The 20,950-nt window shown below is 68.6% G+C and carries 19 protein-coding genes; 6 read left to right on the top strand and 13 right to left on the bottom strand.

All coding sequences use genetic code 11. The features are described 5' to 3' along the window. Positions 1-25 precede the first annotated feature (25 nt). Positions 26-1,882, top strand: a complete 1,857-nt coding sequence (gene ilvD, locus DFJ65_RS10970) for a dihydroxy-acid dehydratase (protein ID WP_115923057.1) — start codon at positions 26-28, stop codon at positions 1,880-1,882. A gap of 47 nt (positions 1,883-1,929) precedes the next feature. Here ilvD and DFJ65_RS17490 read toward each other — a convergent pair whose 3' ends face one another. Continuing rightward, a complete protein-coding gene (locus DFJ65_RS17490; RefSeq protein WP_170144064.1) occupies positions 1,930-3,756 on the bottom strand; it encodes a serine/threonine-protein kinase in 1,827 nt (608 codons plus the stop codon). A gap of 168 nt (positions 3,757-3,924) precedes the next feature. Here DFJ65_RS17490 and DFJ65_RS10955 point away from each other — a divergent pair, with 168 nt between their 5' ends. Together DFJ65_RS10955 and DFJ65_RS10950 are read left to right on the top strand one after the other, a co-directional pair. Further along, on the top strand, positions 3,925-5,316 hold the full coding sequence (locus DFJ65_RS10955) for an MFS transporter (protein ID WP_342767512.1): 1,392 nt from the start codon (positions 3,925-3,927) through the stop codon (positions 5,314-5,316). 131 nt (positions 5,317-5,447) lie between these two features. Beyond that, positions 5,448-5,807 carry an RNA polymerase-binding protein RbpA gene (locus DFJ65_RS10950; protein WP_115923056.1) on the top strand — a complete coding sequence of 120 codons (360 nt, stop codon included), beginning with the start codon at positions 5,448-5,450 and terminating at the stop codon, positions 5,805-5,807. Between the two features lie 82 nt (positions 5,808-5,889). Here DFJ65_RS10950 and DFJ65_RS10945 read toward each other — a convergent pair whose 3' ends face one another. Genes DFJ65_RS10945 through lnt form a run of 3 tightly spaced genes read right to left on the bottom strand, consistent with a single transcriptional unit; the run spans position 5,890 to position 8,847 of the window. After that, positions 5,890-6,411 carry an FxsA family protein gene (locus tag DFJ65_RS10945; RefSeq protein ID WP_115923055.1) on the bottom strand — a complete coding sequence of 174 codons (522 nt, stop codon included), beginning with the start codon at positions 6,409-6,411 and terminating at the stop codon, positions 5,890-5,892. Further along, positions 6,411-7,172: a polyprenol monophosphomannose synthase gene (locus DFJ65_RS10940; RefSeq protein ID WP_115923054.1), complete on the bottom strand. Its 762-nt coding sequence runs from the start codon at positions 7,170-7,172 to the stop codon at positions 6,411-6,413. The genes DFJ65_RS10945 and DFJ65_RS10940 overlap by 1 nt, the downstream gene beginning before the upstream one ends. Beyond that, the gene (gene lnt / locus DFJ65_RS10935) at positions 7,165-8,847 is read right to left on the bottom strand and encodes an apolipoprotein N-acyltransferase (protein WP_115923053.1); all 1,683 of its coding nucleotides are present in this window, start codon (positions 8,845-8,847) and stop codon (positions 7,165-7,167) included. Before lnt ends, DFJ65_RS10940 begins: the two co-directional genes overlap by 8 nt. A 540-nt stretch (positions 8,848-9,387) precedes the next feature. Here lnt and ybaK point away from each other — a divergent pair. Beyond that, on the top strand, positions 9,388-9,906 hold the full coding sequence (ybaK, locus tag DFJ65_RS10930) for a Cys-tRNA(Pro) deacylase (RefSeq protein WP_115923052.1): 519 nt from the start codon (positions 9,388-9,390) through the stop codon (positions 9,904-9,906). Here the strand turns inward: ybaK and DFJ65_RS10925 are convergent. Further along, positions 9,896-10,339 carry an Lrp/AsnC family transcriptional regulator gene (locus tag DFJ65_RS10925; protein WP_115923051.1) on the bottom strand — a complete coding sequence of 148 codons (444 nt, stop codon included), beginning with the start codon at positions 10,337-10,339 and terminating at the stop codon, positions 9,896-9,898. The genes ybaK and DFJ65_RS10925 overlap by 11 nt on opposite strands. A 19-nt stretch (positions 10,340-10,358) precedes the next feature. On the opposite strand from DFJ65_RS10925, the gene DFJ65_RS10920 reads away from it, so the two are divergent. Continuing rightward, on the top strand, positions 10,359-11,291 hold the full coding sequence (locus tag DFJ65_RS10920; RefSeq protein WP_115923050.1) for a 5'-3' exonuclease: 933 nt from the start codon (positions 10,359-10,361) through the stop codon (positions 11,289-11,291). A gap of 2 nt (positions 11,292-11,293) precedes the next feature. On the opposite strand, the gene DFJ65_RS10915 is transcribed toward DFJ65_RS10920, so the two are convergent. The 6 genes from DFJ65_RS10915 to DFJ65_RS10890 form a co-directional block, all read right to left on the bottom strand. Then, positions 11,294-12,094: a PH domain-containing protein gene (locus DFJ65_RS10915; protein ID WP_170144063.1), complete on the bottom strand. Its 801-nt coding sequence runs from the start codon at positions 12,092-12,094 to the stop codon at positions 11,294-11,296. A 93-nt stretch (positions 12,095-12,187) separates the two neighbouring features. Beyond that, entirely contained in the window at positions 12,188-14,959 is a 2,772-nt protein-coding gene (locus DFJ65_RS10910; RefSeq protein ID WP_115923048.1) for a DEAD/DEAH box helicase, read from the bottom strand. A gap of 26 nt (positions 14,960-14,985) precedes the next feature. Beyond that, positions 14,986-15,801: a twin-arginine translocase subunit TatC gene (gene tatC / locus DFJ65_RS10905; RefSeq protein ID WP_245950172.1), complete on the bottom strand. Its 816-nt coding sequence runs from the start codon at positions 15,799-15,801 to the stop codon at positions 14,986-14,988. Positions 15,802-15,847: 46 nt separating this feature from the next. Further along, entirely contained in the window at positions 15,848-16,168 is a 321-nt protein-coding gene (gene tatA, locus DFJ65_RS10900) for a Sec-independent protein translocase subunit TatA (protein ID WP_115923047.1), read from the bottom strand. An 86-nt stretch (positions 16,169-16,254) separates the two neighbouring features. Further along, the gene (locus tag DFJ65_RS10895; RefSeq protein WP_115923046.1) at positions 16,255-17,217 is read right to left on the bottom strand and encodes a helix-turn-helix transcriptional regulator; all 963 of its coding nucleotides are present in this window, start codon (positions 17,215-17,217) and stop codon (positions 16,255-16,257) included. Further along, on the bottom strand, positions 17,217-18,200 hold the full coding sequence (locus DFJ65_RS10890) for a helix-turn-helix transcriptional regulator (RefSeq protein WP_115923045.1): 984 nt from the start codon (positions 18,198-18,200) through the stop codon (positions 17,217-17,219). The genes DFJ65_RS10895 and DFJ65_RS10890 overlap by 1 nt, the downstream gene beginning before the upstream one ends. Positions 18,201-18,252: 52 nt before the next feature. Between DFJ65_RS10890 and DFJ65_RS10885 the strand changes: the two genes are divergently transcribed. After that, positions 18,253-19,338, top strand: a complete 1,086-nt coding sequence (locus tag DFJ65_RS10885) for a DUF3866 family protein (RefSeq protein WP_211308421.1) — start codon at positions 18,253-18,255, stop codon at positions 19,336-19,338. A gap of 113 nt (positions 19,339-19,451) precedes the next feature. Here the strand turns inward: DFJ65_RS10885 and DFJ65_RS10880 are convergent, their stop codons facing one another. Both DFJ65_RS10880 and DFJ65_RS10875 read right to left on the bottom strand, forming a co-directional pair. Beyond that, entirely contained in the window at positions 19,452-19,871 is a 420-nt protein-coding gene (locus tag DFJ65_RS10880; RefSeq protein WP_115923044.1) for an FKBP-type peptidyl-prolyl cis-trans isomerase, read from the bottom strand. Positions 19,872-19,916: 45 nt separating this feature from the next. Continuing rightward, positions 19,917-20,945 (bottom strand): FKBP-type peptidyl-prolyl cis-trans isomerase, encoded by a 1,029-nt coding sequence (locus DFJ65_RS10875; protein WP_115923043.1) that lies wholly within the window; start codon positions 20,943-20,945, stop codon positions 19,917-19,919. Positions 20,946-20,950 lie beyond the last annotated feature (5 nt).

Genomic DNA, 20,950 nt, shown 5'->3' with positions numbered 1-20,950 from the left:
GTGCCGGCGTACGGAAGGAGTCGACATGCCCGAATTGCGTTCCCGCGTCACGACCCACGGCCGCAACGCCGCCGGTGCGCGTGCGCTCTGGCGGGCGACCGGCACCGGCGAGAACGACTTCGGCAAGCCGATCGTCGCGATTGCCAACTCCTACACCCAGTTCGTTCCGGGTCACGTCCACCTGAAGGACATGGGCGAGATCGTTGCCGAGCAGGTGCGCGCCGCCGGCGGAGTCGCCAAGGAGTTCCACACCATTGCCGTCGACGACGGCATCGCGATGGGACACGGCGGCATGCTCTACTCGCTGCCCTCGCGCGAGGTCATCGCCGACGCCGTGGAGTACATGGTCAACGGCCACGCCGCCGACGCGTTGGTCTGCATCTCCAACTGCGACAAGATCACCCCGGGCATGCTCAATGCCGCGATGCGCCTCAACATCCCCACCGTGTTCGTGTCCGGTGGCCCGATGGAAGCCGGCAAGGCGGTCGTCGTCGACGGTGTCGCGCAGGCGCCCACCGACCTCATCACCGCGATCTCCGCGTCCGCTTCGCCCGACGTCGACGACGCCGGCCTGAGCGCCGTCGAGGCCGCCGCCTGCCCCACCTGCGGTTCGTGCTCGGGCATGTTCACGGCCAACTCGATGAACTGCCTCACCGAGGCCCTGGGCCTGTCGCTGCCGGGCAACGGTTCGACCCTCGCCACCCACAGTGCCCGCCGGGCGCTGTTCGAGGAGGCCGGCCGTCTCGTGGTCTCGCTCGCGAAGCGCTGGTACGACGACGACGACGCGTCGGTGCTGCCGCGCTCGATCGCGACCAAGGAGTCGTTCGAGAACGCCATGGCGCTCGACGTCGCGATGGGCGGCTCCACCAACACCGTGCTGCACATCCTCGCCGCCGCCCAGGAGGGTGAGGTGCCCTTCGGGCTGGCCGACATCGACGCCGTGAGCCGTAGGGTGCCCTGCCTGTCGAAGGTGGCCCCCAACTCCGACTACCACATGGAAGACGTGCACCGCGCCGGTGGCATCAGCGCCATCATGGGCGAGCTCTACCGCGGCGGGCTGCTGCACAAGGACGTCCACAGCGTCCACTCCCCCTCACTCGAGGCGTGGCTGTCCGAATGGGACATCCGCTCGGAGCAGCCCTCGCAGCAGGCGCTCGACCTGTTCCACGCGGCGCCGGGCGGAGTGCGCACCACCCAGGCGTTCTCCACCGACAACACGTGGAGCAGCCTCGACACCGACGCGGCCGAAGGCTGCATCCGCGACGTCGAGCACGCCTACACCAAGGACGGCGGCCTCGCCGTGCTGCACGGCAACCTCGCCGCCGACGGCGCCGTCATCAAGACGGCCGGCATCGACGAAGACCTCTGGACCTTCCGCGGCCCCGCGCTCGTGGTCGAGAGCCAGGAGGACGCCGTCGACGCGATCCTGTCCAAGCGGATCAAGGAGGGCGACATCATCGTGGTCCGCTACGAAGGTCCGTCCGGCGGCCCGGGCATGCAGGAGATGTTGCACCCGACCGCGTTCCTCAAGGGCACCGGCATGGGCAAGAAGTGCGCGCTGATCACCGACGGCCGGTTCTCCGGCGGTTCCTCGGGTATCTCCGTCGGCCACGTCTCCCCCGAGGCGGCCCAGGGCGGCCTCATCGGCTTAGTGGAGGACGGCGACCAGATCCTCATCGACGTCCGCACCCGCACGCTGGCCCTCGAGGTCGACGACGAGGTGCTCGCTCAGCGCCGCGAGCGGATGAACGCCTCGGAGCGTCCGTGGCAGCCGGTCGATCGCGACCGCCCGGTGACCAAGGCGTTGCAGGCCTACGCGGCGCTGGCCACCTCGGCGTCGTACGGCGCGGTGCGCGACCTGGGGCAGATCAAGCGCCACTGACGGGCACTGAGCAAGCATGAACGAGCACTGAACGGCACCGAGCCGGCTCAGCCGGCTTCCACATAGGTGTTCATCGGCTCGGCATCGGAGGCGCCGGTCTTGGAGTTGCTGATCGTCAGCGCCGACGAGGTGACCAGGTAGCTGTACGTGCCGTTGCTGGTCTTGGCCAGCCAACCGCCCTCGCTGCGCACCGGGTCGGCCAGGCGCAGGCTGTTCGGCCGGGTCGCCTGGTTCGGGCGCATCCCGAGGTAGTACATGCGACCCGAGTGCGTCTCGCAGATCGTGATCAGCGAGTTGTCGCTCGAGGCGACCATCGCGGCCCGGTCGTCGCCGCCGCACCGCACCGCCGAGTAACCGGTCCACCCCTGCCAGTCGTACCCGGGACCCGCAGGAATCGTCGTGCCCCAGGTTGGGGACGACGAGGTGCTCGTCGACGTGGTGGTCGACTCGGTGGTCGACTCGGTCGTGGACGACTCCGACGTCGACTCCGACGAACTCGACGGACTGCTGCTCTGGGTCACGGTGACGGTCGTGGTGTGACCGTTGGGTTGCGTGCTGACCGAGGTCGTCGTCGACGTCGTGGATGTCGTCGAACTCGTCGTGGTCGAAGTGGTCGTCGAGTTCGGACTCGACGACCCCTGCGAGGTGGTGCCGCTCGTCGTGCCCGGACCAGGCCCGTCCGCTTGCTTGCTGCCGTCACGTCCGAAGGCCTGCCAAGCCGCAAACCCGGCGAGCAGCAGCACGGCGGCGAGCGCCGCGAGCAGAGCCGCGCTGGGGCGCCGCCCGAGCCGCTGCGTGTCCCCGTCGTGCGAGGAACCGTTGTATCCGTTGCCGCCGCCAGCGTTGCCGTTCACAGTGCGCTGACCCAGTTGCCCTGCGGCGTAACCCGTTTCGTGGTCGGCACGACCGGTGCCGTAGGTCGCTCCGTGCGTGATGCCGCCGGCCAGCGGCACCGCCGTGGCCGACTCGTGCGGACGACGGGGCGTGAAGGCCGGCACGGTCATCGTCGGGGCGGTCGTCGGGTCGGGAGGGTGTGTCGCGGCACCTGTGCCACTCAGTGCCGCAGTGGCCGCCTCGCCGAACTCCCGCGCACTCGGGAATCGCTGTCGAGGGTCCTTGGCCATCGCCCGGGCGATCACCGCGTCGAGTTCGGGTGACACATCACTGCGCAGAGCCGACACCCGTTCCGGGGTTTCGGACAGGTGGGCCTGGATCAGCGCCGACACCGACCCGCGCGGGAACGGCGGCCGGCCGGCCAGGCATTCGTACAGCACACAACCCAAGGAGTAGATGTCGCAGGCCGGGCTGACGGGCGCGTCCTGGAACCGCTCGGGTGCCATATAAGCGAACGAACCGATCGCGGTTCCGGCCGAGGTCATCCGCGCTTCGTTGGTGCGGGCCGCGATGCCGAAGTCGGCCAGGTAGGCGAAGCCGGACGGCAGCAGCAGGATGTTCTCCGGCTTGACGTCACGGTGCACGAGTCCGTCGGCGTGCGCCGCACCCAACGCGTCCGTCATCTGGCGCACGAGGTCGACGGCGAACGCCACATCCATCCGGTCGGGGCGGCGCAGCACGGTGCGCAGGTCCCTGCCGCGCACCAAGCGCATGTCCATGAAGAGCACGTCGTCGATGCGGCCGAAGTCATGGATCGGGATGACGTGCGGTTCCTGCAGACGTGCCGCCACCCTGGCCTCGCGCTCGAAACGGTCCCGATAGGACGCGTCACCGGCCAACTCTCGCGGCAAGAGTTTGAGGGCCACCTCGCGGTCCTTGACCGTGTCGTAGGCGCGATACACCTCCCCCATTCCGCCGCGACCGATCAGGTCGACGATGCGGTATGGGCCGAAGGTCGTGCCGACGCGATCGTCGGTCATGCCAGGTCCTCCCGGGTCAGGGCGAACTCCCCCGAATTCGCTCGGCCCCACCGTAACCCGACCGACTCGGTGGAATCGGTTCTGCCCCGGCAACGGTTCGGCCTCGAACCGTCCGGCACCCGGCCGCAAGTCCCGCACCACGCGCGCGGGATGTGTCACAGTTCACCCGTGGATCTGACCGACACCGCCGGCGAACCGGTGATCACCCGTTCGACTCCGCAGCAACGCGAGCTGCAACGCAAGTGGTATTGGTACGACTGGGCGTGCTCGGCGTTCGTCACCGCGACGATGACGGTGCTGTTCGGGCCGTACGTCACGGCGCTCGCCAACAAGGCCGCCTGCCCCACGCAACCCACCGACGACGAGTGCCTGCGTGACCTGCACGTGCTCGGCGTCCCGATCCCGCCCGGATCGCTGGTGGCGTACACGCTCACCGTCTCGACGATCGTCTCCGCGGTGATCCTGCTGTTCATCGGCGCGATCGCCGACCGTTCGCCGCGTCCGACCCGCCTGCTCGGACTGTTCACCCTCGTGGGTGGCCTGGCCGCGACCTCGATGTTCTTCCTGGAAGGCGACAACTGGCAGCTTGCCGTCCTGTTGGTGATCGTCGCCAACCTCAGTCTCGGCGGTTCCCTCGTCGTCTACTCGGCGCTGATGATCCGTATCACTCCCCCGAACGACCGCGACCGGGTGTCGACCGTCGGCTGGTCGTTCGGGTATCTCGGCGGCGGACTCATGCTGGCGGTCGCGCTCGCCTTCCTCAGCTTCCACGAGCAACTCGGTCTGTCGCTGAGCATGACGGTGCGCATCGTCTTCGCGGCCGGAGGCATCTGGTGGATCGTCTTCGGTCTCATCCCCGTGCTGGGTCTGAAGGACGTGCCCGGTTCGGCGAACCCGCGCGGACGGGAGCCGGTGATCCGTGGTTCGCTGACGCAGCTGAAGCAGACCTTCGGTGAGTTGCGCGGCTACCCGCAGACCATGCGCTTCCTCATCGCGTACCTCTTCTACAACGACGGCATCCAGACCGTGATCGCCGCGGCCGCGCTGTACGGCGCGCTCGAGCTCGACTTCTCCGAGAACCAGCTGTTCATCACGATCCTGGTGGTGCAGTTCGTCGCGTTCTTCGGGGCGCTGTTGTTCGGTCGGCTCGCCCGCACCCGCGGATCGCGCCAACTCATCCTGCTCAGCCTGGTGCTGTGGACCGGTGTCGTGTGTGTCGCGTTCTTCGTACCCAAGGGCGCGTTCGGGCCGTGGCTCCTGCTGGCGGTCGGCATCGGCATCGTGATGGGCGGCAGCCAATCGCTGTCCCGATCGTTGTTCAGTCACCTGATCCCGCACGGCCGCGAGTCGGAGTTCTTCAGCCTCTACCAGGCGATGGAACGCGGCACCAGCTGGCTCGGCACGTTCGTGTTCGGTCTGGTCTACCAGCTGTTCCACAACTACCGGCTGTCGATCATCGCCCTGATCGTCTTCTTCGCCGTCGGCGGCGCACTGCTTCGCACAGTCGACGTCCGCAAGGGCATCTCGGACGTCGGCAACGAGGTGCCACAGGTCATCTGAGCCAGGCAGTTCGCCCTTGCTGTGGATATTCTGTCGTGTTCTCGGAACAATGTCGGTCGCCGGCCCGTTTGCATCAACAGATGCCACGGCAACAGCGAGGACGCTGTGGCGACCAGGCAAAGGGGTTAAACATGGCAGAGCGATCATTGCGAGGCACGAACCTCTCGTCCGTCTCCCACGAGAGCGACGAGGGCGTCACCCTCAGCGAACGGCGGTTGACCCGCTACCAGTGCCCGGAGGGGCACATCAGCGAGCTCCCGTTCTCGGTCGAGGCCGACATCCCGGGTCTCTGGGAGTGCCGGTGCGGCGCCGAGGCGAAGTTGGTCGACGGACCCGAACCGGAGCGTAAGCCGGTGAAGCACGTCCGCACCCACTGGGACATGCTGCTGGAGCGGCGTTCGATCCCCGAACTCGAGGAACTGCTCGAGGAGCGGCTCACGCTGCTGCGCGAGTCCCGTGGCGTCAAGCCGCGGCGCAAGCGCACCGCCTGAGCTCGACTCGCACACACCGAAAAGGTGGTCACCGTGAGGGTGACCACCTTTTTCGTGTGTTCCCGGCGGCGGACCGCACCCGTCAGTCGTCGACGATCTCGCCTTCGATGATCTCCTCGCCCGCGGCGTTGCCCGGTGCCGCACGGCCGTCCTGCTGCTGATGCGGCGGCCGGCTGTCGTAGGTCGTTTCCGTCGCCTGCATCGCGAACCCCGACCCGGCGAGCACCCGGCGTGCCACCGCGGCCTGCAGCAACGGCCGTGCCAGCGGACGGGTGAACGGCAGCACCAGCAGCAAGCCGAGCACGTCGGTGACGAACCCGGGCAGGAACAGCAGCGCACCACCGATGAGCACGAGCGCAGCGTCGGTGAGTTCCCTGGCGGGCATCTTGCCGGTCTGCAGCGCCGTGCGCAGTCCGCGCCAGGCGGTGCGCCATTGGCGCTTTACCAGCCAGGCGCCGACAACCGACCACAGCACCAACAGGCCGAGGGTCTGCCACGCCCCGATCCGGCGTCCGACCATGATGATCACGATCACCTCGATGACCGGCATCACCAGGAAGAACAGGAACATCGCCCAGCCGATGCGTCCGCGTCGCGCCGCCATCAGCGTCTCCCCACCAGCCGTTTCACCTGATCGACCCGGTGCGCCAGGCCCCATTGGGTGACGTTGAGCATGGCTTCGCGCACGATCGACTCGTCCATCTTGGAGGCACCGATCTGCCGCTCGACGAACGTGATCGGCACTTCTGCGACCACGAGGCCCTGCCGGACGGCGCGCCAGGTCAGGTCGACCTGGAAGCAGTAGCCCTGCGACGACACGTCGCCCAGGCCCATCGTGCGCAGCGCCGATGCGCGGTAGACGCGGTAGCCGGCGGTCGCGTCCTTCACCGGCATGCCGAGGGCCAGACGGATGTAGAGGTTGCCGCCACGGCTGATGATCTCGCGCGACTTCGGCCAGTTGACGATGGCGCCACCGGGCACCCAACGCGACCCGATGACCAGGTCGGCTTCGCCGGCCACCTCGAGCATCCGGGGCAGCACCTCCGGCGGGTGGCTGCCGTCGGCGTCGATCTCGATGAGGGCGTCGTAGCCGCGTTCGAGGCCCCAGGCGAACCCGGCGAGGTAGGCCTTGCCGAGCCCTTCCTTGCCGGTGCGGTGCAGCACCTGGACGCGCGGGTCGTCGGCGGCCATCTTGTCGGCGAGTTCGCCGGTGCCGTCGGGTGAGTTGTCGTCGAGCACAAGCACGTCTGCGTCCGGGACTGCTGCACGGATGCGTTCCATGATGAGCGGGAGGTTCTCCAGCTCGTTGTACGTCGGCAGCAGGACCAGGACGCGGTCCAGCGGTTCGCGGGCGGTGTCAGACACGCGCTCCCTCTTCTGTCTCGGTGGTCTCGTCGGTGCTCTCACCCGCGTCGTCGGTCGTGGAGCTGTCGTCCGCCGGGTCGGCGGAGTCTGTGACGTCGCGGCGGCGCTTTCGGTTGCCGCGCGCGGCGAGCGCGACGGCGACGACTGCTGCCGCGTCGACCAGGTACTCGGGTAACGGACCCCATCGGTCGGCGAGCGTCGTCGACGACCGCAACGGCAGAGTCCCAGCGAGCACCTTTCGGGTGAACAACGACGAACGGTCGTGCACCATACCGTCGGGTGTGATCAACCCGCTGACCCCGACGGTCGAGACGTGCACCACGGAACGGCCGTGCTCGACCGCGCGGACCTGCGAGATCGCCAGTTGCTGTTCCGACTCGGCGGTGTAACCGAAGGTCGCGTTGTTGGTCTGCACGATGAGCAGTTGCGCGCCCCGGTCGACGGGAGCGCGGGTGATCGAGTCGTAGGCGATCTCGAAACAGATGACCGGGCCGACCTTGACGTTGCCGCGGCTGGTCGGGATGTCGAAGACACCGACCTTCTGGCCGTGGGTGAACTCGGTGGTCAGCAGGTCGACCTTGTCGGAGAACTTGCGGAAGAAGTTGCGGTAGGGCATGTACTCGGCGAACGGCACCGGGTGTTGCTTCACGTAACGGTCGACCAGCCCCTTGCCGGGCAGGTACAGCATCGAGGTGTTGGAGACCTTCGGGGCCGGCTCTTCCAGCACGGCGCCGACGATCAGGGGCGCGTTGATGTTCGCGACGGTCTGCGCGATCTCGGTGGCGGCGTCGGCATTGCGGGTGGGGTCGATGTCGGAGGAGTTCTCCGGCCACACGACCAGGTCGGGGTGGGCGATCTGACCGGACCGCACCATCACGGCCGCCTGGGCGGTCGCAGTGACGTGGTTGTCGAGCACGGCGCGGCGCTGGGCGTTGAAGTCGAGGCCGGCGGTCGGCACGTTGCCTTGGATGCCGATGACCTGCATCGGGCGGCCCGAGGTGGGCACGGGCACGACGAACGCGGTTGCCGCGATGATCGCGGTGGCGGCGAACGGGATGAGCACCCGGCGCACGTCGATGTGTCGCTCGGTGTCTCCATCGGTGTGTCCATCGATGCGTCCCGCGGTGCGGCCCACGAGGCGCAGGACGCCGAGCGCGATGAGCGCTCCGAGCAGCGCGACCAGGAAGGTGAGGCCGGGTGCGCCGGCGATCGACGCGAAGCGCATCAGGGGCGAGTCGGCGGTGGTCCAGGCCAGCCGGGCCCAGGGGAAGCCACCGAAGGGCACGTTCGATCGCAGGGTTTCCTGCAGCACCCACAGCGCGGCCACGGCTCCCGGGCGCACCTTGCCGGTGCGCTGGACGACGGCGATGGCGAGGCCCATGAACGCCAGGTAGAGCGATTCGGTGATCGACAGGGCGATCCACGGCAGGTCGCCGACGTAGATGCCGCTCCAGTGCAGCGTCGGCAGGAAGCACGCGAGTCCACCGAGAAGTCCCAGCAGGAACCCGTTCCGTGCCCGGGTGCCGACGGTCGACAAGGTGATCAATGCGACGCCGACCGGCGCCATCGGCCACCACGCGACCCCGGGGAACGCCAGCCAGAGTGCGAGCCCGCCGAGCACGGCGAGCAAGCAGCGGGCGGGCAGCCCGAGCCGGGCGAGCTTTGCGGAGGACATCACTACCCAAGCGTAATCGGACGCGTCCACTCCCCCACCCAGGCACAACGGATCACCGGCCGAGGAGGTGTGTGAGGTGCACCAGGGTCGCGCACGAAGCTCACAGTGGCGGGACTGCAACTGCGAGAAGCAGCCAAGAAGGAGGAACGGCGCAGCTCGGGTTTGGTGGGTACGCAACTGCCGGTGGTGGCACCCGAGGGTGGACCGTACGAAAGGCTCACCGTGGCGGGACGGCTCGTGGTCGCAGCGAGGAACGAGCGGCGAGCACGAACGCCGAAGGAGCCACGAAAAAATGCAGATGGGCCCCGTTGAGTCATCGTTGGGACCGATCGCGGGCGTGCGAAAGTTATCTACTTGATGACGGGGCCCATCTGGCGTAAGAGCTACGCTACCGGGCACTCTGCGACTGTCAACGCGGCCGTGACCTGCGGGTTTGAATCGTTGATGCAGGTCAGGCGGCTTCGTCTGAGGTACCGAACTGATCAGGATTTTTCGGATGTGGACGGCGTGTCCCTGCGCGACACGCCGAGGAGGTTGCGGATGGGACGCAAGGGACGTGGCCGTGAGGGCGTCGAGGGTGCGGCGACACCGGCGACGCGAGTGCTCACCCAGGCGGCGGTGGAGTTCTCGGTGCACCCGTACGAGCATGACCCGCGGGCGGACAGTTACGGCCTCGAAGCGGCTGAGGCGCTGGGTCTCCAACCGGCCGAGGTGTTCAAGACCCTTGTGGCACAGACAGATTCGGACCGTGACCACGGCCTCGTGGTGGCGGTCGTTCCCGTGGATCGTCAGGTCGACCTGAAGGCGTTGGCGGCCGCGGTCGGCGCGAAGAAGGCGGCGATGGCACCGGTGCCGTTGGTGGAGCGCACGACCGGTTATGTGGTCGGCGGCGTGAGCCCGGTGGGTCAGAAGCGCCCGTTGCGCACGGTGGTCGATGCCAGTGCGCAGGGGTTGCCGCGGATGTATGTCAGCGGAGGGCGCCGCGGCTTCGACATCGGGTTGAGTCCGGCCGACCTGGTTGCTGTCGTCGACGGGCGGTTCGCTCCGATCAGTCGGTGAACGGGCTGCGGTCCTCCCACGGTGTGCTGAGCACGACCGTGGTGCGGGTGGTGACGGCTGCCGCCGTTCGGATACGCGCCAGGAGTTCCTCGAGTTCGCAGGGGCTGGCGACGCGCACCTGGAGCACGTAGTTCTCCTCGCCCGCCACCGACCAGCAGGACACGATCTGGTGGATGTCGCGCAGCCGGTCGGGGATGTCGTCGGGTGCGGACGCGTCGAACGGCGTGATCGAGACGAGCGCGGTGAGCGGGAGCCCGGCGGCCTCGTGGTCGACGACGGCCCGGTAGCCCTTGATCGCCGATCGTTCCTGCAGTCGACGCACCCGCTGGTGCACGGCGCTGACCGACAGCCCCGTCTCCTTGGCCAGGTCGGTGAAGCTGAGCCGGCCGTCGGACGCGAGAAGTGCGACTATGCGCCGGTCGAGGTCTTCCATGGGCCTACGGTATTGCAGCATGGAGCCCACTCCCCGACTGCTTCTGCTCGACTCTGCCAGCCTGTATTTTCGGGCGTTCTTCGGCGTGCCCGACCGGCGCTCGCGGGCGGACGTGCCAATCAACGCGGTGACCGGTTTTCTGGACATGATCGCCACCTTGGTCGACCGGGAGAAGCCGACCGACCTGGTGTGTTGTTGGGACAACGACTGGCGTCCGGCGTTCCGGGTGGAGGCGATCCCGTCGTACAAGACGCACCGCCTCACCGAGGGCAGTGACGTGCAGGAGGAGTCTCCGGAGAACCTCACGCCGCAGGTGCCGATCATCCGCGACGTGCTGGCGGCGATCGGCCTGACCCGGTTGGGTGTCGACGGCTACGAGGCCGACGACGTCATCGGCACGCTGGTGCAGACGCACCTGGGGCGGATGCCGGTGGACGTCGTGACCGGCGACCGTGACCTGTTCCAGTTGGTCGACGACGCCCAGGACGTGCGGGTGCTCTACACCGCCAAGGGCGGTGTGCGGGAGCCCGACATCATCGACCAGTCGTTCCTGCAGGCGAAGTACGGCGTGGCGACGGGTGCCGGATATGCCGACATGGCGGCCCTGCGTGGCGACACCAGTGACGGCCTGCCGGGCGTGCCGGGCGTCGGCGAGAAGACAGCCGCCCAGCTGATCGCTCGTTACGGCGACCTCGCGGGTCTGCGCGCCGCGATCGACAACGGTGACCCGGAGATCAAGGGTGCGCGCCGCGCGAAGCTGGAGGCGGCGTCCGCCTACCTGGACGTGGCTCCGCGGGTGGTCAACGTCGTGCGCGACATGCAGTTGCCGGCCGACCTGGTGACCAGCCTCCCGAAGCAGATCGCCGACCCCGAGCGCCTCGACGAGCTGGTCGAGGAGTTCGGGATCGGCGGATCCGTGGGACGTGTGACGAAGGCGTTGTCGATCGCCTGAGGTCAGTAGCGGTTCGGGTTGCCGTCCTCGGGCGGAAGCTGCGGCATCGCCCGGGTCTCGCCACCGTCGTAACCAGGGGCGCGGCCACCGGTGCCGTCGGCATACGGCTGCGGCCGGTCGTCGGAGCCGGTGGAGTCGTTGTAGTCGTCGTAGCGCGGCCGGTCGTCGTACCGCTGCTGGTCGAACGGGCGCTCGTCACGCCCTCGCTCGTCACGCCCTCGCTCGTCACGTCCACGCTCGTCACGTCCACGCTCGTCACGCGGGGCGGCGAAGCGCTCACGCGAGGCTCCGCGCCGGTGGCCACCCTCGTCGAGGGAGTCGGAGTGGCTGAACAACAACTCGTTGATCTTCACCTGCACCGACTCCACGTGCGGGATGTCCTCAAGCCGCAGCTGCGGCTGGTCGGACGCGTCGGAGATGAGCAGAGTGCCGCACCCGAGCATCCGGTCGCTCACACCCTTCTCGTACTGCACGTCGTTGATGCGGAACAGCGGGATGTCGCGGCCGGCCTTGGCCATGATGCCGGTGCGCGTGATCAGCCGACGGTTGGTGAGCACGAAGACCGTGTTGCGCCACTTCCAGATGGGGATGAGGCCCCAGATGAACAGCACGATGAGGCAGAGCACGAGCACCGCGATGAGCGTCCACGGCTGACCGCTGTCGGGCAGGTAGAAGTACGCCAGGACGCCGAGCACGATCATCGCGAGGATCACCAGGATGGGGCCGATGATCCGCTTGATGTGAGTACGGAACTCCAGTTCGATCGACTCGCCCTGGGTGAGGTGCTTACTCGAAAAGGCCATGCCCAGCATCCTGCCAGAGCGGGCCCCACCTGGCGGGCACACCGACGGGCGTGCCGTCGAGCCCGACCCCCACGGGTGGGGCGTGACCAGCGATCAGTCGAGGCGGTCGGCCGCCACCACGCCCCGCAGCAGCAGATCGACGGCCCGTTTCGCGCTCGCCGACACGGCCGGATACCCGTCGAGGTCGGCCAGTTGGTCGAGCAGGTCGATGATCTGCTTGCAGCGCCGCACGAAATCGCCCGCGGTGAGCTCCGAGCCGCGCAGCACCGTCTCGAGGCGCTGCCCCGCCGCCCAGCGGTGGATCGCCCAGGCGATCGACGCGTCGGGTTCGGACGGCGGCGTCAGGTGGTGCCGCTTGGCCTGCTCCAGCAGCCCCTCCCAGACGTCGTACTGGCGCTGCACGGCCTCGGCGACGTCCTTGCCGGGCATCCGGGGGTCGGGGTCGGGGCCGTCCTTGCTGCGCGACTGGTGCACGATCGCCGACACGGCCGACGCCAGTGAGGGCGCGTCGAGGCCCTTCCAGACGTCCTGCCGCAGGCACTCGGCGACGAGCAGATCCTTCTCGGCGAAAATGCGTTGCAGGGTGCGGCCGTCGGCCGTCACCGACTGCCCGTCGGCGGACAAGAACCCCAGCTCGGCGAGCTGGTCGCAGACCCGCTCGAAGGTGCGGGCCACGCTGTGCGTGCGCCCGTCGACCATCTTCTGCAGGCCGTCGGTCTCGCGGCGCAGCTTCCACCACCGCTCCGCCCAGCGGGCGTGTTGTTCGCGGTAGGGGCAGTCGTGGCAGGGGTGACGACGCAACTGTTCGCGCAGTTCGCCGACCCGTGCGTTGAGCCGGCGCAGTTCCTCGGTGTCGGGCGCCTCGACCTGCCCGGGGCGCACGTCGCGCATCTTGATCCGCAACGTCGAGGCGAGGTCGGCCCGCGCCTTGCGGTCACGGTGGTTGAACCGCTTCGGCACCGGCAGGTTGCCCACGGTCGCAACCGGGCCCCGCACGTCCTGCTCGGTGAGCCGCTTGGTGCGGGCGTCCTCGGTGAGCACGTAGGGCTGGGCGAGGCCACGACGCGGCGCGTCCATCGACAGCACCAGCGCCAGACCGTCCTTGCGGCCCTGTGGAATGCGGATGACGTCGCCGACGGCGAGCTTGGAGAGGGCGACGGCGGCCGCGGCGGTGTTGGCCGACGAGGTGCGCCGGCTCAGCTGTTTCTCGGCGTCGGAGAGTTCACGGCGCAGCGCGGCGTACTCCTCGAAGTCGCCCAGATGGCACCGCATCGCCTCGGCGTAACCCTCGAGGCCCTCCTCGTTGCGCTTGATCGAGCGCGCGTGCCCGACCACCGACCGGTCGGCCTGGAACTGCGCGAACGACGACTCCAACGTCTCTCGCGCCGGGCCGCGGCCGAGCCGGTCGACGAGGTTGACGGCCATGTTGGACGTCGGGACGAAGCTGGAGTTGAGCGGGTAGGTGCGGGTGCTGGCCAGGCCGGCCACCGACTCGGGGTCGACGTCGCGGCCGAAGAGCACGACGGCGTGGCCCTCGAAGTCGATGCCGCGGCGCCCGGCGCGACCGGTCAGCTGGGTGTACTCGGCCGGCGTCACCGGAGCATGCGCCTCGCCGTTGAACTTCACCAACTTCTCCAACACGACGGTGCGCGCGGGCATGTTGATGCCGAGGGCGAGGGTCTCGGTGGCGAAGACCGCTTGGATGCGGCCGGCGGAGAAGAGTTCCTCGACGATCTCGCGGAAGGTCGGCAACATGCCCGCGTGATGAGCCGCGAACCCGCGGGTGAGCCCCTCCACGAAGTCGAAGTAGCCCAGCACGGTGAGGTCTTCCTCGGGCAGGGTCGCGATGCGTTCCTCGACGAGCCGGCGGATACGCTCCCCCTCCTGGGGCGCGATCAACCGGGTGCCCCAGGCCAGCAGTTGCGACACCGCGGCGTCGCAGCCGACCCGACTGAAGATGAACGTGATCGCCGGCAGCAGACCGTCCTTGTCGAGCGCGTCGATCACCTCGGCGCGGCTCGGCCCGCGCGAGGGCCGACCCGAACGCACCGGGCCGGACGGCGCCTTGCCCGGGCGGCCACGGCGTCCGCGGGGCGCACCCGCGTCCATGCGCACCCCGCGCGGGCCGTCGTCGCGCTGCCGGAACGCCGAGATGCGCTGCCGCAGTTCGGGATTGACGGTCTTCTCCCCGCCCGACTCGGCGAACAGGTCGACGAGGTTCTGGCCGACCATCATGTGCTGCCACAACGGCACCGGACGGTGTTCCTCGACGATCACCTCGGTGTCGCCGCGCACCGTGCGCAGCCATTCGCCGAACTCCTCGGCGTTGCTGACCGTCGCCGACAGCGAGACCACCTGCACCTGCTGCGGCAACTGGATGATCACCTCCTCCCAGACCGCGCCGCGGAAGCGGTCGGCGAGGTAGTGCACCTCGTCCATCACGACGAACCCGAGCCCGTCGAGGGTGTCGGAGCCGGCGTACAGCATGTTGCGCAGCACCTCGGTGGTCATCACCACGACGGGGGCCTCACCGTTGATCGAGGAGTCGCCGGTGAGCAGTCCGACCTTGTCGGCGCCGTGCCGGGCGGCGAGATCGGTGTACTTCTGGTTGGACAGCGCCTTGATCGGGGTCGTGTAGAAGGTCTTGCGGCCGGTGTGCAGCGCGAGGTAGGCGGCAAACTCCCCCACCAGCGTCTTGCCGGCACCGGTCGGGGCAGCCACGAGCACTCCGTGGCCGTTCTGAACAGCCTCGCAACCGGCTCGCTGAAAGTCGTCGAGCGGGAAGTCGTAGCCCTCGGCGAATCGGTCGAGGTGGGTGCTGTCGAACGCGCGACGGGGGCTGTTGTCGGTGGACGGGACAGGCATGTCCGCAGGTTAGTTCGCCGCAGCGATCACATCGTGGAGGCGTGGTCGTCCGGCACGTCGAGCCATTGCGGACGGTCCTTCTTCTTCCGACGGTCGAGGATCGCCGAGATGCCGCAGGCGAGGTAGAACAGCCCGACCATCGGAAAGGCGAGCGCCAGCATCGACCACGCGTCGGGGCTCGGACTCATCAGTGCGGCGAAGACGAAGATGACCATGACGGCCACCCGCCAGCCCTTGATCATGACCCGCGCCGGAAGCACCCCCGCAGTGTTCAGACCGACCAGGAAGACCGGCAGGAGGAACGCGATGCCGAACGCGAGGATGAACCGCGTGACGAATGCGATGTAGGTGTTGGCGTCGGGCAGGTTGACCGCGTCACCCGGCGTGACGCCCAACAGGAACCGGACGGCGTTCGGCAGGGCGAACGTCGAGACCCAGCAGCCGAGCAGGAACAACGGCACCGCCGCCGCAACGACGAGGCGGGAGATCCGCTTCTCCTTCTTCGTCAGGCCGGGCGCGAGGAACCCCCAGATCTGCCACAGCCACACCGGGCTGGCGAGAATCAGACCCACCCACATCGACACCTTTAACTTGACGTTGAAGGCTCCGGTGACGCCCTTGCCGCCCCAGTTCAGGTTGATGTTCTCGTTGTGCCGCTGGGTCTGCAGGTCTTTGATCGGGCCGACCAGCCATTCGTAGAGCACATCGAACTTCACCCAGCCGACGATCGCCGCAATGAGGATCGCGAGCACCGCGACGAGCGCCCGGCGACGGAACTCGCGGAAGTGATCGCCGAGGGACATCCGTGCTTCGGGATTGTCCTTACGACGCAGCAGTGCCATGGGTTGCGATCGGGGTCGGGGTCAGCGAGGCGGCGTCGGACGGAACTCAGGAGGAGCGGCCGGAGTCGGACTGGTCGTGCCGCGGGTAGCCATCGGGGTGACCGGCCTGGGCTTGCTGGCGCAGGCGGTCCTCGGACTGCTGCACCGTCTCGTCGGCGGACTCCTTGACGGTCTCGCCGTTGACGGTCTCCTTCGACGCCTTGGACGACGCCGACTCCGACTTCATCTCATCGACTTCGCTCTTGAGGATGCGGGCCGAACGGCCGAGCGACCGGGCGGCGTCGGGCAGGCGCTTCCAGCCGAAGACGACGACGATCACGAGGATGAGGATGACAAGGTGCCAGCCCTCGAAGAGGTTGCGCCACATGGCCTGGATGCTCCTTCTTTCCGACCACTCTGCGGGCCGGTCGACACTGCGAAGAACACTACGCGATGGGTTCGCGTTGTTCCCTCTCACCCACCGTACGCCGCCAACGCTTCTCGCGCTCCCTGCTCCACCGACGCACGCAGGTCGTCCGGAGCCACGACCCGCGCCGCGCCGCCCAGTCGCCACACCAACTGCCGCACCCAGTGCAGGTCGTTGGTGCGCAAGGTGGTGGTCAACCCACCGTCGTCAGCGCGGGTCACCTGGTCGACGGGGTAGTAGTCGACCACCCAACCGGCCTGCGGCTGCAGTTCGAGCGTGACCGACACGGCGTCGGCGCCCGGGGAGAAGACCGAGTCACCGAGCTCGCGCGGACGGGCCTGCGCCGGCGGGGTGCCGTCGGCGTCGAGCAATTGCAGTGTCTCAATGCGGTCGAGCCGGAACATCCGCACGTCGTCGGCCCGGTGACACCAGCCTTCGAGATACCAGTGGTCGTCCATCAGCACGACCCGCATCGGGTCGACGTCGCGTTCGGTGCTCTCGTCGCGGGCCGCGACCAGGTAGTTCAGCCGCAGCCGGCGATGCTCGGCGATCGCCTGCCGGGCGAGCGCGAGCCAGCGGGTCTGCTCGCCGTCGTCGGTGGAGATGCGCACCCGCATCGACGCGGCCGACGCGTCACCCGCCGCGTCGATGAGTTTCGCCAGCGCACATTCGATCGCGTCGCGCTCCCCCAACCCGGGCACGGCGGCGAGAGTGCGGAGTCCGACGATCAGCGCGAGCGCCTCATCGACCCCGAGCCGGAGCGGTCGGGCGATCGTGTCCGCATTGCCGACGAACACCTTGCCGCCTTCCCATTCGGCCTCGATGAGGTCGTCGGGCATGTGGCCCGGGGTGCCGCAGACGAACAGCAGATTGAGGTCGGCCTCCACCTGGGCCGGACTGACACCGAGCTCCTTCGCGGCTTCCTCGATGTCGATGCCCTGGCGGTGCATCAGCCACGGCACCATCGTCAGCAATCGCGCCAGGCGATGGGTTGCGCTCTCGGCAGCCATCAGGCGTCCTCTCGATTGGTGTCCAGCACCGCACGCAGCCGCCGCGTGACCGATTCACGCAGGTCGTCGGGCTGGATCACCCGGACGGTGGGCCCGTAGCCGGCGATCTGGTCGGCGAAGATCTCGGTGTCGGTGTAGTCGATGTCGAGCTGCGACCAGTCGTCGTCGATGTCGCCGCTGGTGCGCGCTCGGCGCCGCAGCGCGTGTCCCGAACCGACACGCACGTGCAACACGGCCGGCTGCGGCTCGCGTTCGACCTCGCTGCCGCGGATCATCACCAGGGCATCATGATCGGCGGGCACCTCGTAGGCGGCAGCGGGGCCGGATGCTCGCACCGGGCCGTCGATGCGTCCGAGTCGGAACACCCGGGGTGCATCACGGTCGAGGTCGTGCCCCGCGACGTACCAGCGGCCGTGCCAGTTGGTGACCGACCACGGTTGCAGGCGTCGCTCGCTGACCGTGCCGTCGGCCTTGCGGTAACGGAAGCTCACCTGGCGGCGCGCGACGGTGGCGTCCTTCATCGCCGGGAAGGCCGGCTCGGCGGTGCGCACTCGCGGTTCGAGACCCACCAGCGTGCCGTCGTCGCGTTCGACGTCGGCGGCTTCGAGCTTGCGCAGCGCGGTCGCGGCCGCACCCGCCAGGCTGGCCTGCTGCCAGGTGCGACTGGCGAGGCCGAGCACGGCCAACTCGTCGGGTTCGAAGCGGATCTCCGGCAGGGCGTACTCGCGCCGATCGATCCGGTAACCGGTCTCGTCGTCGAACAGCGGGTCGATCGCCTCGGCGCGCAATGGGATGCCGAGGTCGCGCAGTTCGTCCTTGTCCCGCTCGAACATCCGGTCGAACGCCTCGTCGGATGCTGCTTCGCCGTACTGCGGCACCGCTGCGCGGATGCGCTGCTTCGACAGAGGCTGGCGGGTGTAGAGCAGGCAGATCACGAGGTTGAGCAGCCGCTCCGTCTTGGCGGCAGGTGTCGGGGCGCTCATGGGTCCGACGCTATCCCATCGCGGGCGCCGCGATCGCACTAGTGTACGAGCCGTGATCACGTGGCGCGAAGGAATCGTGGTCGGCCTCGGGCGTGCCTGGTCGACCGCAGTACAACTCAGTGTCCGGTTGCCCGACGACTCCGTCGTCGACGCGCTCGCCTACACCGACCTCGTCGGCTCCCCCGAGCCCGGCGACCGGGTGCTGCTCAACACGAACGCGATCGACCGCAACCTCGGCACCGGCGGCAGCGCCCTGGTGACCGCACTGCCAGACCGGCTGCCCCCGACGCCTCCGGCGCGGCCGGGCCACATCGTGAAGGCGCGCTACACGCCGCTGCAGACGATGCTGCTCGGGGTCGACGAACAGGAGAGCCCCCACCACGAACTGCTGCGCGACGCCGACGATCTGGCCGGCCTGCCGGTGGTGGCGGCCGACCTGCATTCGGCGGTGCCGGCGATCATCGCCGGGCTGCGCACGGTGCGAACCGACGCGACGATCGCCTACGTGATGACCGACGGCGGTGCGTTGCCGGCCGCGTTCTCCCGCACCGTCGACGGCCTGCGCAGCTCCGACTGGCTGGCCGCGGTCGTGACCGTCGGTCAGGCCTTCGGCGGTGACCTCGAAGCCGTCAACGTCCACACCGGCCTGCTCGCCGCCCGTGAGGTGGTCGGTGCCGATGTCGCCATCGTCGCCCAGGGACCGGGCAATCTCGGCACCGGCACTCGTTGGGGGTTCTCCGGCACCAGCGCCGGAGAGGCGCTGAACGCCGCGCACACCCTCGGCGGACGCGGGGTGGCGTCGCTGCGGGTGTCGCAGGCCGACGCCCGCGATCGGCATCACGGCATCTCACATCACAGCGTCACCGCCTACAGCCGGGTCGCGCTGGTGCCCGCCGACCTGCCGGTGCCGCGTTTGGACGGCGCGTTCGGAGCGAAGGTGTCGGCGCAGGCCGACGACCTCGTGCGGTCGTCCGACGGTCGCCTCGTCCGCGCGGATATCGCCGTCGACGGGCTGCTCGATGCGCTGCGCACCAGCCCGGTCGGGCTGCGGACGATGGGGCGCGGCCTCGAGGAGGATGCCGCGTCGTTCCTCGCCGCCGCGGCCGCGGGAGTGCACGCCGCCGACCTGCTCGCCTGAAGTCTCGATCGGGTTCCTGCGAAACGCCGTAGCGTCGAACGTTTAGTCGTCGCCCGTTCGACACAAAGGATCCCCGGCACCATGCGGTGCCGGGGATCCTTTCGCGTCAGGTGTCAGCGCAGGCCGAAGGCGCTTCCGGCGCCGGGCTTGGCGGTCGAGACGAGGTCGACGACGAAGATCAGCGTCTCGTTCGGTCCGATCGCGCCGCCGGCACCGCGGGCGCCGTAGCCGAGCTCCGGCGGGATCGTCAGCTTGCGGCGACCGCCCGGCTTCATGCCGACGATGCCCTGGTCCCAACCCTGGATGACCTGACCGACACCGACCTGGAAGTCCAGCGGTGCGCCGCGGTTCCAGGACGCGTCGAACTCCTCTCCGGTCGACCACGCGACGCCGACGTAGTGCGCCTTGACGGTGTCACCGGCCTCGGCCGCGCGGCCCTCGCCCTCGGTGATGTCCTCGATGAGGAGTTCGGCCGGGGGGGTGTCACCCGGGAAGTCGATCTCGGGCTTGGTGGTGTTGGGGTCGAAAGGCATGGGTACTCCTTCGTACTCGGGTTTGGAAGCTTGGATTCTTGCGGGTCAGAGGCCGGCGAGGATGTCGACCACGAACACGAGGGTGTCGGTGCCCTTGATACCGGCCTGGGTGTTGCCCGCGGTGCCGTAGCCCTCGGCCGGTGGGAGCACCAGCAGGACGCGGCTGCCGACGGTCTTGCCGACCAAGCCCTTGATGAAGCCGGGGATCATCTGGCCGTCGACGAGGCCGAAGTCGACCGGCGCACCACCCTGGGTGGCGGAGCTGTCGAAGGCCTTGCCGGTGTTCCAGATGACGCCGGTGTAGCGCACCTTGACCGTCTCGCCCTCGACGATCTTGCGGCCCTTGCCGGTGATGAGGTCCTGCGACACGAGCGTCTTCGGAGCCGTCGCCACCTTGGCACCGTTCTTCGGCATCGTGATGGTCGCCGGCTTCTTGGACTGGTTGCCGTCGGAGACCGCAACGGTCGGCAGACCGGCCTTGGGCGCGACGGTGGTGCCCTCGGGCTTGTCGAGCACGGCGGCGGTGCCCTTCACGGTCATCCGGAAGACGAGGGTGTCCTTGGCGGTGACGCCGAGCTGCTGGCTGCCGGTGGCTCCGAATCCTTCGGCCGGCGGGATCGCGATGTCCATCACGGTGCCGACCTTGGTGCCCTTCAGGGCGGTGACGAAGCCGGGGAACTGGGTCTTGTCGTTCATCAGCACTGCGACGTCGTTGGTGTCGTAGGTGCTGAGCAGTTCCTTGCCGTTGGTGCCGTTGACCGCGACATAGCTGACGTAGGCGATGTCGGTGGCCTTCACCTCGGCGCCGGTGCCGGCCGTGACGACGTTCTTGGTCGTCTTGTTGACGTGGAACGGCGTCTTGGTCAACGTGAGCTTCGGCGCCTTCGGATTCTTGTCGTTGACCTTGATCGACGACATCGACGCGACCTTGTCGGCCGCCACGGTCAGCGGAGTCTCGGCGGCGGTGGTGGCGCTGGAACTGCTGCTCTTGGAGGCGGAGTCGTCGCTGCCGCAACCGGCGAGCAGGACGGTGGAAAGGACGCCTAGCGCGAGCAGGCGGGTGTTACGGCGCACGCGAA

The organism is Calidifontibacter indicus (genome assembly GCF_003386865.1).
Classification (GTDB): Bacteria; Actinomycetota; Actinomycetes; order Actinomycetales; family Dermatophilaceae; genus Yimella; species Yimella indica.
This window is presented reverse-complemented; position numbering and strand designations above follow the sequence as displayed.